This window comes from Paenibacillus sp. 2TAB26, assembly GCF_052115145.1.
GTDB lineage: Bacteria > Bacillota > Bacilli > Paenibacillales > Paenibacillaceae > Pristimantibacillus.
Genome location: NZ_JBFRGC010000018.1, coordinates 96,302 through 108,364, shown reverse-complemented (window position 1 = coordinate 108,364; position 12,063 = coordinate 96,302). Strand labels below are relative to the sequence as shown.

Here is a 12,063-nt window from a genome sequence, read left to right as displayed (position 1 = left end):
TATAAAAACACGAGGGGACGAATTCGGCTGCGTAGCTAATCATATGCTCCGGAAAAAATGATGGATGATACAGAACCTCTTGCTACCAAACCATGCGCCATTTGCAAGGAAACGAAACCGCTCTCTGAGTTTCTGCGGCGAACGGGCAAACGAGCCGGCGCTGGTGCAAGGCGCGGTGCATGCCGAGCTTGCAGGCAGGCGAAAGCGGCTTTAGCTCCATTGCCTGATGTTCAACTTAATGATTATAAAGCAATACGAAGAAAAGCTCATCCCAGCAAACCATTCCCGGTTCCACCGATGACATCCATAACGCTGCAGAATGATCCGGCAGCACTAAAACCTACGCGTCAAGGTACGATTTGGATGAGAGGCAAGACGGATAAAGGACGGCGATGGTATCAAGAAATTGAGCCAGAGCTTGCGATAACGCTGGTAAAGGAGCATGCTGCGGTTATCGTCAATCGCTATACGATACGCCGATTGTTCAGCAATAAGGAATTCCGGCGCTACATCTTGGAGCGTGACCATCACATTTGTTATTTTTGCGGGGAGCAGGGTGATACGATCGATCATATGCTGCCGCGCGCTAAGGGCGGGCATACAACGCCGGTTAATTGTGTCTGTGCTTGCAATGCTTGCAACCAATCGAAGGCGGATCAAGACTTGCAAACGTTTATGAACGGTGATGAGCTTATTCCTTAGAAGCATTAATGAATGATTGAGTGATCCGTATGTTGTACTGCTTTCGTTACAACTAACGTTTATACAAAAAAAGACTGCATAGTCCGCCTTGATGAAGGGCGACTACGCAGTCTTTTTTTGTATTAGATGCCTGCACTTGACGCAAATAATTTAGCGAAACGGTTTAAAATCACAGCAGCTTCCTTATTGAGCAGCGGATCTCTCGAACGGAAATCAGTACCTTTATCTGTCGTTTTTATTTCTGGTCCATATAAGCGAGCTCCAACAATGAATTGAACCGCTTCTTCGGCCCAAGCTGAAGTCTTGCCGCTCAGTTTCGCTGGAATGGGAGGGAAACCAAGAAAACGTGATAATCGATAGATAATGACAGCAGCTTCTTCCCTTGTGATCGTTCGGTCTGGTTCAAACCTCTGGGCTGAAGTACCACTTAATACGTGAATCTCTAGCAGTGTTTGAATTTCTGATTCATATGGATGAGCCTTTAGATCCGTGAATTTAGAGGATTGGTGTGATTTGGTAATACCAGCTAGTCGTACAATCTGAGCTGCGAATTGTGCACGAGTCGTGTTTCCTTCTGGTTCGAAAAGGGTAGACGTTTGATTTAAAACCCCGCCCAAATCACGTAAAGTATAAATGTCATCGGCATACGGATGATTGCGCGGTACATCAGAATAGTTAGGTGATGGGGTTATACGTTCACACCAAGCATCAATAAGTAAATAATAAAAGTATGAGATATTGCCAGCTTCATCTCTTTTAAATGCGCCAAGTTTTCCATCTTCATCTTGGAACAGCAGCTCGCCAACGGGTTTTAGTTTCCTGGTGCTATTGGGTCCGGCAACGGATAAATAACCATCTTCCGCCTTTACTTTGTAATAAACGAGCGGGGCGCGCAAATACTGGTAGCTGCCTTCAAAGCGTGCTAATTGTGCCTTGGTTAGTGCAATGGCTGGCCGCTCTTTCTCAGTTTTAGGGTAATAATGATCCATAAACGCGGCGAACAGCTGCTCACGTATATCGCTGGCATCGCTGTTCGTTACAACAAATCCGCCTACCTTTTGTTCAGGCAGCAGCCACATCCACGAATGATAGCCCTCCAAATCTCCGCCCTTTCCAATGACAGTCTCGCCATTGAAATGTTCTTGGAAAAACATCTCAAAACCTAAAGCCATGTTCGGAATTTCTGAATGAATGCCAACCTGTACCCGCTGCATCTCCTTAACTGTATTTTCCTGTAAAATACGATTTTCGCCAAGCTTGCCGCCATTTAATTGAGCGAGCATAAATTTGCTCATATCCGTGCCTGTTGCGAACATGCCCCCGTCTGGCGCTATTGTAGGCGTGAGCTGGTATTGCGGCCAAGGCTCCTTTAATTGGTTATAGCCGGTAGCAAGGTTTTCCAGCACTTTATCCGTCATCCGGAAATCACTGTTTGTCATTTGCAGCGGATGGAATATTTGTTCATCAATGACTTGTTCGAATGGCTTGCCTGTCACATTTTGCACGATTAATCCTTGATAATTGAAAGCTAAATTATCATAGCGATAAGCCGCTCCCGGCTTGCGCACGATGGTAGGTAAATTCTCTTTAATATATTGTTCGAGAGGATAGTCTTTGCGGGTCGCATCTGGAGCAGTCAACACATCTGTTTTGTCGAAACCTGTTGTGTGAGTCAATAAATGTCGCATCGTTAGTTTGCTGCCGGTCTTATTGGGAATCGTCACACCTTTCAAATAGGGGCTCACATCCTGATCCAAGTCTATTTTGCCTTCTTCTACGAGCTGCATGACGGCTGTTGCTGTAAATACTTTGGATATGGAAGCTATTCTGAACATGGTTTTATCAGGATCAACAGGTTTCTTGCTCTCCACATCGGCATAACCATAACCTTTGTTCAGCAGTACTTTATCATTGCCCACCACTACCACTGCACTTCCAGCTAGCGAGCTCGCAACCTCTGGACGTTTAAAGAACTCATCGACAAACGCCTCAACTTCCTTAGCATCCTTGGGGCCAGTTGCACCTGCTGCCTCAACGCTCTTTGCAGGAAATGAGATGGCAGAAAAGGCGATCGTCGCTGCGAGCAGGGCGGGTGCCCAAGCTTTTCTACTTTTCCTTCTTTGTTGAAACATCAACATCATTGATTTCCATCCTTTCAAGTAATATGTAATTTATTTCCTCTTAACTTTAATGGAATCGCCATTTCATCAAATCAGTCATTGGTCTAATTGTTACCTAGACTTTAGTCGAAAGGGTAGGTTTTGTTTGCAAGGTTTATGAAAATTGTTATTCGTTTGAGCTAGCAAATGAGACAAAGTGCAGCATTTATACGGCTAAATTCGACAATAACAAAAATATAAATTGTTATTATAAAGTTATTTATTATTTGTATTGCAAAAATAATGTTATTTATGTTATCTTCTCAATAACGAAACGCTGCTTGTAAATTTACCCATGCAGCAAGATGCTCCTGTTCATGTAACTTAGCTACTTACGTCTACTAAATGTAGAAAGGAGGTGATTCATTTTTGAAAGCGTTTTCCGGCGGGGCTGATTATACTATCGCAAGGCGGCACGTCCCAAAAGCATAGCTTCATCATTATGAATTAGAGGTGACGAATGAAATGGATTTTAATTATCGATGGGGAACACGGAAGGTTTTGTTTTATGCTTTGATCCTAACGTTTGTTATGGGGGCCATTCCTCTCTACCCTTATGTAAACGCGACTGCATCTGATTTTAAATATGAAGCAGCAAGTGCAGAAGTAGAGGGCGCTGCACAATTTTTAACTACAATTGCAGGTGGTGACATTCAATATGTTGGAAACGGTTACATTTCATTTTTCACTGGTGATTCGGGAGCTGCCACCTTTCATGTTCAAGCAGCAGTAACTGGCTTATATAAGCTGAACATTGGTTATTTCTCGCCTTATGGACGGAAGGTAACGTCGCTGCTCGTAAACGGTCAGAGCAACGGTGAGATTGAGCTGCCTGCGATTGCGGAAGCAGGCTCTGTTTCATCAGAAGCTTCCGCGGGGAAAATAATGCTCAAGCAAGGTGACAATACGATTCGCTTTGAAAGAGGCTGGGGTTATTATGGCATCGAATACATTTCGCTTGAATCCGCGGATACCGTTATTGTGCCAGATACTAGCCAATATGAAGCGGAAGCGGGGATTTTGGCGGGTGGAGCAGAAATACGCTCAACTGGAAACGGCTATTCCGGCGACGGTTATGTTTTTATTCCTGGAGGATCTGTTGAGTTAAATGTATCGGCTCCTGCTGAAGGCTTTTATACGCTGGATTTTGGTTACAGAGCTTCTTACGGCTTCAAAAAAACGCTAATAACCGTTAATAAAAATGAAGCCGGGGCTTCAGGGTTTGAAGTTGATCTTAATGAATCAGCTGGATTTGTTGAAATATCGGCAGGTAAGGTTTTTTTGAATGCAGGAAACAACACGATAACCTTTGATGCCAATTGGAGTTGGTATGACATTGATTATATAAAGCTCACTCCAATGCCTATCGAGAATAAAGAGCATCAGGTTCCAAAGTCGTTAATCAACCCAAATGCAACAAGGGAAGCGCGTGCGCTCATGAATTATTTAGTTGATAACTACGGCAAAAACATCATTTCCGGCCAGCAGGAATTATCTGATGCGGAGTGGATTTATGAAAAAACCGGTAAGCATCCAGCGATGGTTTCCTTCGACCTTATCGACTATTCACCTACTCGGGTAGCTCATGGAACGAAGTCAGAGGAAACAGAAAAAATGATGCAGTGGGCGGAAAGAGGCGGGATCGTATCCCTTTGCTGGCATTGGAATTCGCCAAACGGTTTAATCGATGTGCCGGGCAAAGAATGGTGGAGAGCCTTCTACACCGACTCCACAACGTTTGATGTTGAGTATGCGCTTAGTCATCCGGATTCAGAGGAGTATAAGCTGCTGCTCAGTGACATCGATGTGATTGCCATTCAGTTGAAGAGGCTTCAGGATGCGAATATTCCTGTTCTATGGAGACCGCTGCATGAGGCAGAGGGAGGCTGGTTCTGGTGGGGCGCCAAAGGACCAGAGTCCGCCAAGCAGCTATATCGATTGATGTATGAGCGGTTAACAAACGAGCATCAATTGAACAATTTGATTTGGGTGTGGAACTCCGTGTCATCCGACTGGTATCCAGGAGATGATGTGGTTGATATTATTAGCACCGACATTTACAACCAAGCAGGCGATTATAGCCCAAATATTAATAAATATGATCGTCTAGTAGAGGTCGTCAAGGATCGCAAGCTTGTTTCGCTTCCGGAGACCGGAACGATTCCAGATCCTGATTTGCTGCCTTTATATGGTGCAGACTGGAGCTGGTTCAGCACATGGACGGGTGATTTTATTAGAAACGGTATTTATAATACGGCCGAGCATCTTACTCATGTCTTCAACCATGAATATGTCATTACGCTCGATGAGCTGCCGAGCAACTTGTCAACCTATGGCTTGAAAGCGCCAGAGTGGATCAATGCTGAGTTACAAGCAGCAAATGTCAATCAAACGAGCGCCACCTTGTCATGGAGCGGTGCATCAAGCGAGCAGGAAATCATAAATTATTTGATCTATAAAGACGGTATTCAACTGGCTGCGGTGAATGGCTCCAGCAGCAGCTATGAGGTGAGCGGACTAGCAGCTGGTACAAAATATACGTTTAAAGTAGAAGCGGCTACACGAGATGGAGTTTGGAGCGTTGGCGGTCCTCAGATTGAAGTAACCACTTTGTCTGAGCCCATCGTTACGCCGTCTAATCCAGACACAAGCCAGCCGCCTGCAGCGGGATCGAGCGGCAAACAAACGATTCAGCTTAATAGCGCGGAGTTTGAGGCAGCTGTCGCCAAAGCTCAAAAGGGTACAATCCTTGTTATCGGGACTCCAGCAGCAGGAGCTAAGGAGGTAAAGGTCAATATTCCAGCTGAGCAAATAGCTAAGGCTATAGACAAAGGTCTTGAGCGGATAGAAGTGAATATCGGTTATGCTGCGATTACAATTTCACTATCCGAAATATCAAGCCATTTAAGCGGAACATCTGCAACGATTACGTTCACATTCTCTATTGTCGATCCATCCCAAATGAGCGATCTTGCCAAAGCTAAGCTTGGTGGCGCGCAGGTTTATGATTTGAATCTTGACATTGACGGAAAGAGAATAACTACATTCAGAGCAGCATCTGTAAAAGTTGCTTTGGATTATTCACTAGCCTCAGGCGCAAATCCAAACACGATCGTGACATACCACATCAAAGAAAACGGTGAGCTTGAGGTTGTAAAAAACAGCTATTACGATGCAACAACAAAAAAAGTTATTTTTCATCCCACTCATTTCAGTCAATATGCAGCTGCGGCAGTAGATGTTTCATTCAAGGATAAAGGCTCATCCTCAGCAAGACAGGACGCGATCGATTATTTGGCTGCAAGAGGCATCGTACAGGGAAAAGGCAATGGTTTATTTAAGCCTCTTGACCTTGTGACAAGAGCGGAGTTTGTTCAAATCATTATTCAAGCGTTTGATTTGAATGACGATACCGCCAGCAACACATTTAACGACGTTCCGAGTGATGGCTGGTATACCAAGGCTGTTTCAACAGCTCAACAGCTCGGGCTTATTAAAGGAAAAGAAAACGGAAGTTTTGGTCCGCGCGAAGCCATGACTAAGCAGGATGCGGCAGCAGTGTTGGAACGTGTCGCCAAGCTTATTGGAAGTACTGCATTCAAAAGTAATGATTCCATATTAGCAAAGTCAGTTGTGAACCGTGAGCAAGCGGCTGAAATGGTTTCGAATTTGATGCGGTTTCTCGATTAAGGAAAACGAAGAAAGCAGCAGGTGATGAAAGGGGGTGATAGGCTCTCATAAATATGTCAGCCTCTTTAAAGTAACAGGCAGCCAGATCAAACACTAAGAACCGAGACTGCAAAACAAAAAAACAGTTGGAGGGATTTAGTTATTATGATGATCAGGAGATTGAAAATGACGTTTATGCTTGTGCTTATGCTAGCTTTGGTTGTGCCTTTTATTGCAACTGAACAAACCCATGCGGCTAACGGTTTTTATGTAAGCGGCAACAATTTGAAGGATGCAAACGGAAATAACTTTGTCATTCGAGGAGTCAATAACGCTCACGCATGGTTTGATACGCAGGCGTATGATGCTCTGAGCACGATTAGCTCGAAAAAAGTGAACGCTGTTAGAATCGTCTGGACGACAAGCGGTTCGGCATCGCGGTTGCAGCAAATTATCGATCGTTGCAAACAGCTCGGCATGGTTGCCATTGTTGAACTGCATGATGCAACAGGCTCTAACAGCGCAACTGCTTTAAATAATATGGCTAGTTATTTTGCCAGCAGCGCGGTTAAAACGATTTTGACGAACAATGAAAAGTATGTGCTCGTTAATATCGCTAATGAATGGGGCGATGGGAATCTTGCGGATACCGCTTGGCGCGATGCGTACAAGACGGCTATTTCAACCATTCGAAATGCTGGAATTCATAATACGATTATTGTTGACGCCTCAGGCTGGGGACAAAATTCTTCACCAATCAAAGCATACGGCAACGCGCTCCTCACTCATGATCCGGATCATAATGTCATGTTCTCCATTCATATGTACGGCTCATGGAATGATTCTTCTCGGATTGGCACGGAGCTGCAAGCGATTAAAAATTTAGGGTTGGCTGTTATGGTTGGCGAGTTTGGCTATAACTACAACAACGGCAATAATAACTTGGGAAGTCAAGTTAATGCACAAGAGGTGATGAACCAAAGTCAGGCGAAAGGCATTGGTTATATGGCATGGTCATGGACAGGAAATGATTCGGCCAATTCGTGGCTGGATATGACGACAAGTGATTGGCAGACGCTTACTTCATGGGGCAATCTTGTCATTAACGGAACAAATGGCATTTGGGCTACTTCTACAAAAGCTTCTGTGTTTAATAGCAGCAGCAGCTCTACCTTGTACGATTTTGAAGGCGGAAATGCACAAGGCTGGACGGCATCAAACGTTGCTGGCGGACCTTGGTCTGTAACGGAATGGGCGGCAAGCGGCAGCAGCTCGCTCAAAGCAGACATTACGTTAGGCGGCGGTCAATTTTATTTGCAATATGCGGGTGCTAATAATTTCAGCGGAAAATCTTCTGTTTCTGTTAAAGTAAAGCATGCTGCATGGGGAAGCTTTGGCAGYGGCCTGCAGGCGAAGCTGTTTATTAAGACGGGCTCCGCTTACACTTGGTATGACTCAGGAACGGTAAACATCAATTCATCGGGGGCATCTACGATTTCACTGAGCTTATCTGGAGTAGCCAATTTGGGTGATGTGCGTGAAGTAGGCGTTCAGTTCATTTCACCTACTAACTCAAGCGGATCAACTTCGGTTTATGTAGACAGTGTTGTGCTGCAATAACGAAATGGATAGGTACTCATAGGATAGGGGGAGGGCTGGATTCCAGCCCTTTTCCTTGTCTGAAATGATTATTTGCAGCATGCAGAGTAAATAAGTAGAAGGTTGGATGGAAGATGCATAATAAGCAGGCCATACGAAACCGTATCAGCAAGTGGCTCATACTATTGGGTATTATTATCGTTTTTTTAATTGGAGTGATTGTGATGAAGCAAGCAGATACAGAAACAACTAAAAATGAATGGATTGTTCCAACTGAATTGCCAGTGGAGACATTGGCTGCATCTGGGGAGAAACAAAGGATATTGGGAACTACACTTACGTTAGAGGCAGAGGATGGAGAACTGACTGGATTAACCAGCTCAGAGGATGACAGTGCATCAGGCGGTAAATTCGTGGAGGGCTTTGATACGAGCGGCGACAATCTGAGATTTCTGATGGATATTGAAGCTGAAGGCACTTATATGATTTTAATTCGGTATAAAACAGCAGGAGGAGATAAGCCGAATTTTATAGCATTAGATGGAGAACGGCTTGCTGAATATACATTTAAGGATACGGCTGTATGGAAGGATGCTTTGATCGGACAATATGATTTGAACGCAGGGAAGCATACTTTTGATATTTCAAATAGCTGGGGCTGGATTGCTATTGACTATATTCAATTAATTGGAGGCTCTGACGGCAATGTTACCCGTGTTGCACTCCATTTAGAAAGTGAAAGCACAGGTCCGTCTGATGCTGCGGTTACGGTATCGGCTCGTGCTGACCATTCTGCGGAATATCGTTTTTTTGCTCGTGAAAAAAAAGGAGATTGGATGCCGTTAAACGAGTTTAGCAGACATCATCAATATACCTTTCTTCCCCCTGCAGCAGGCGATTATGAGCTCAAGGTACTGGCTCGCGGATTAAATGCCAGAGCAGAAATGGAAGCAGAAGCAGTTATATCCTATAAGGCATTACCTACCTATATAGGCAAGCCCTTAGTGAATCCGATGTTCGGTGATCACATGGTTCTTCAAAGGGATAAGCAGGCAGCCATATGGGGCTGGGCAGAGCCGAATACGAAAATAACCGTCCAAATGAATGATCGTGCAATTTCTGGGTTAGCAGATGTCGATGGCTATTGGAAAATAGAATTGGGTGTTTTTTCAGCAGGAGGACCTCATCAAATAACGGTTAGCAGCAGCAGAGAGAGGATTGAGCTCGTTGATGTTTTGTTTGGTGATGTATGGCTAAGCTCGGGGCAATCCAATATGGAGTTTAAGCTGCCCGCTGTAATGAATGCGGCAGAGGAGATGAAACAAGCAAACCATCCCAACATTCGATTTATGAAAATACCGCAAGCAACAAGTCCTGTTCCGCTATACATGGTAGACAAGGGAAGCAAATGGCAGACGGTGACATCCGATTCAGCTGTGGATTTCAGCGCCGTAGCTTATTTTTTTGCCCGTAAAATAAACAAGGAAACCAATGTACCTATCGGTATTCTCTTCTCAGCTGTTGGCGGTACAAAAGCAGAATCATGGACAAGCTACCCTATGTTGCAAAGCAATCCAGACTTTACAGCAGCAGCTGATGAGATTAGAACAGGCGCAGTGATGATTGAGACAGCTAAATCACCGATCGCTCTTTTTAATGGAATGATTGCGCCCCTTACGCCTTATAAATTAAAAGGTGTGCTCTGGTATCAAGGTGAAAGCAATTGGGGAGAGCGTCGCTATAACAAGCTGCTGCCTGATCTGATGAAGGATTGGCGCCTTGCTTTTTCGGATGAAAGTCTGCCGTTTATAATTATTCAAATTTCAGCATTCGGCACCGTTCAAAGCGAAGCTAATCCGGCGCAAACAAATGAAGGACTGCCGGAAATACGCGAGGCTCAGCTGAAAACGGTACAGAATGATACACACGCATGCCTTGTTGTCACAACAGATGTAGGAGATAGCGCTGATATCCATCCAACGAATAAGCAGGATGTCGGCTGGCGCTCTGCATTGTGTGCTTTAGGCAAATTTGACAACTATACGATTGAATATTCTGGACCCATTTATACGTCGATGGCGAAGGAAGGTGCGGCCATTCGTCTTTCTTTCGAGCATGCAGATTCAGGCTTAATGGCGGGAGTAAAGGCTGGACTTGAACCTGTACAGGAGGAGAAATCAGGCGAGCTGATCGGTTTTGCAATTGCGGGGGAAGATAAGAAATATTATGCTGCTAATGCCAAAATAGATGGCAACTCGGTCATTGTATCATCGGATAAGGTTGCTGAACCAGTATCGGTAAGATATGGCTGGAGCGATTCACCGACGATTAATTTGTATAATAAAGCAGGACTTCCCGCATCGCCATTTCGAACGGATTTTTAAACGAAGCACTACTACGAAAAGAGGATGACCGCGATGGTCATCCTCTTTTTATGTTTAATTTCTGAAAATAATCTCAGCTTGGATAAGGGTCCTCTCGTAGCTCGTTGTTGCGTTGAGTATTCTCCAAAGCATCTGATCAACAGCACGTTTGCCGAGCAGCTCCTTATCTACATTAACAGTAGCCAAAAAAGGAATCTGAGGATGGGTATTGTCGAAGCCGGTGAAAACGAGCGTTTCTGGAATATACATGCCGATATTTTTTAATGTATCTAACGCAAAAGAGGCAAATATATCATTGGCGCAAACAAATACTTCAGGTAAACCATGCTCCTCAATAGCAGCTTTGAATGTATCGTGAAAGTTTTCAATTTCCGGTCCCATTAGGGAAGGAATTTGCTTTAGTTCAATATCATTGTCCTCGAGAGCTGAACGGAAACCAAGGAATCGTTCATAGAAGCTTTGCGCATCTCTAATATTCCCTAAAAATTGATAGTTTTTGTAGCCTTTTGTAATGACGGCATTCATTATTTCTCTCATGCTGGACAAGTTGTCTGTAAAAATCGAGTCGCAGTGAAAGTTTGGATCGTAATGATCGACCATTACGACAGGAATGCCGAGCCGTTTAATATCAAGCAACACAGAGGTAGAAATAGAGCCTACAGTAATAATGCCCATAATAGCTTCAGGGTTTAAAAGTGAGAACATGGAGTCGTTAGTAGGCTCAGTTAATGTAAGGATGTTAATGCCCTTTTGGTTCAGCCTTGTAGATATGCCGTTAAATATTGGACCCCAATATAAGGAATCAGTATTTTGATAACGAACATTTGGGAAAAGCACTAGAATGGTTCCGGACCAGCTTCGTGATTCTGTATCCATCAGTTCGCTTGAAACAGGAGGCGTCTGCGCGTCCTTAAAATAACCAAGCTGTCCTGCAGCTCTTAATATCACTTCTCTTGTTTGTGGACTAACCCCCGATTTCCCGGATAACCCTCGTGAGACTGCGAATTTTGACAACCCTGTGTAATCGGCAATTGATTGAATCGTTACCTTCCGGCGCATAAATTTCATCCTACCTTAATTAGTTAGTTTGCCAAGCCATCTATATGTAAAGAAGTCCATTATTATATGTGAAGAAATGCTAGTCATTATTTTACCGTATTGTTACTAACAATTAAACTTGTTTTTTTATTGCTAAAAAACATTAAACATTATTATTTTATTTAGAGTTTTATTTAGGAAGTTCATTCACCTCAATGCTTTATTATTGTCTTTTTGTTATTTTGTTATGTAGATAAATATAGCTGTTTTTTCAAGGGTATACAAGCAATAAAACGGAATTCAACTTATTTTTTTAGAAATATTAGTGCGTTTAGATAACAAATAAAAAACAATTGACCAGTTTTGTTTTTTATGTTATATTCGTTATGCAAAACGAAATAACAAATTACGGAAATCGAATAACGAAAAGGCGGTGAGGTTAGCTGTTGGGTTTTTCAAAGTTTAGGAATGAAAGCGCTTTTAAATGGGGATTTTTACTTTATACCAACTGA

Annotated in this window: 6 protein-coding genes; 4 read left to right on the top strand and 2 right to left on the bottom strand. The window is 43.6% G+C overall.

All coding sequences use genetic code 11. The annotated features are described in order from the left end of the window. The first annotated feature begins 60 nt into the window (after positions 1–60). Positions 61–702, top strand: a complete 642-nt coding sequence (locus AB4Z50_RS20940) for an HNH endonuclease (protein ID WP_441881651.1) — start codon at positions 61–63, stop codon at positions 700–702. A gap of 122 nt (positions 703–824) precedes the next feature. Here the strand turns inward: AB4Z50_RS20940 and AB4Z50_RS20935 are convergent, their stop codons facing one another. After that, entirely contained in the window at positions 825–2,843 is a 2,019-nt protein-coding gene (locus AB4Z50_RS20935) for a serine hydrolase (protein WP_441881648.1), read from the bottom strand. A gap of 483 nt (positions 2,844–3,326) precedes the next feature. Here AB4Z50_RS20935 and AB4Z50_RS20930 point away from each other — a divergent pair, with 483 nt between their 5' ends. The 3 genes from AB4Z50_RS20930 to AB4Z50_RS20920 all read left to right on the top strand — a co-directional run bounded on the left by AB4Z50_RS20930 (position 3,327) and on the right by AB4Z50_RS20920 (position 10,513). Further along, positions 3,327–6,551, top strand: a complete 3,225-nt coding sequence (locus AB4Z50_RS20930) for a glycosyl hydrolase (RefSeq protein WP_441881645.1) — start codon at positions 3,327–3,329, stop codon at positions 6,549–6,551. A gap of 165 nt (positions 6,552–6,716) precedes the next feature. Next, complete coding sequence (locus AB4Z50_RS20925) at positions 6,717–8,150, top strand: cellulase family glycosylhydrolase (RefSeq protein ID WP_441881642.1); 1,434 nt, start codon at positions 6,717–6,719, stop codon at positions 8,148–8,150. Positions 8,151–8,263: 113 nt separating this feature from the next. Then, on the top strand, positions 8,264–10,513 hold the full coding sequence (locus tag AB4Z50_RS20920; RefSeq protein WP_441881639.1) for a CBM35 domain-containing protein: 2,250 nt from the start codon (positions 8,264–8,266) through the stop codon (positions 10,511–10,513). A gap of 54 nt (positions 10,514–10,567) precedes the next feature. On the opposite strand, the gene AB4Z50_RS20915 is transcribed toward AB4Z50_RS20920, so the two are convergent. Further along, entirely contained in the window at positions 10,568–11,572 is a 1,005-nt protein-coding gene (locus AB4Z50_RS20915) for a LacI family DNA-binding transcriptional regulator (RefSeq protein WP_339203713.1), read from the bottom strand. Positions 11,573–12,063: the final 491 nt, after the last annotated feature.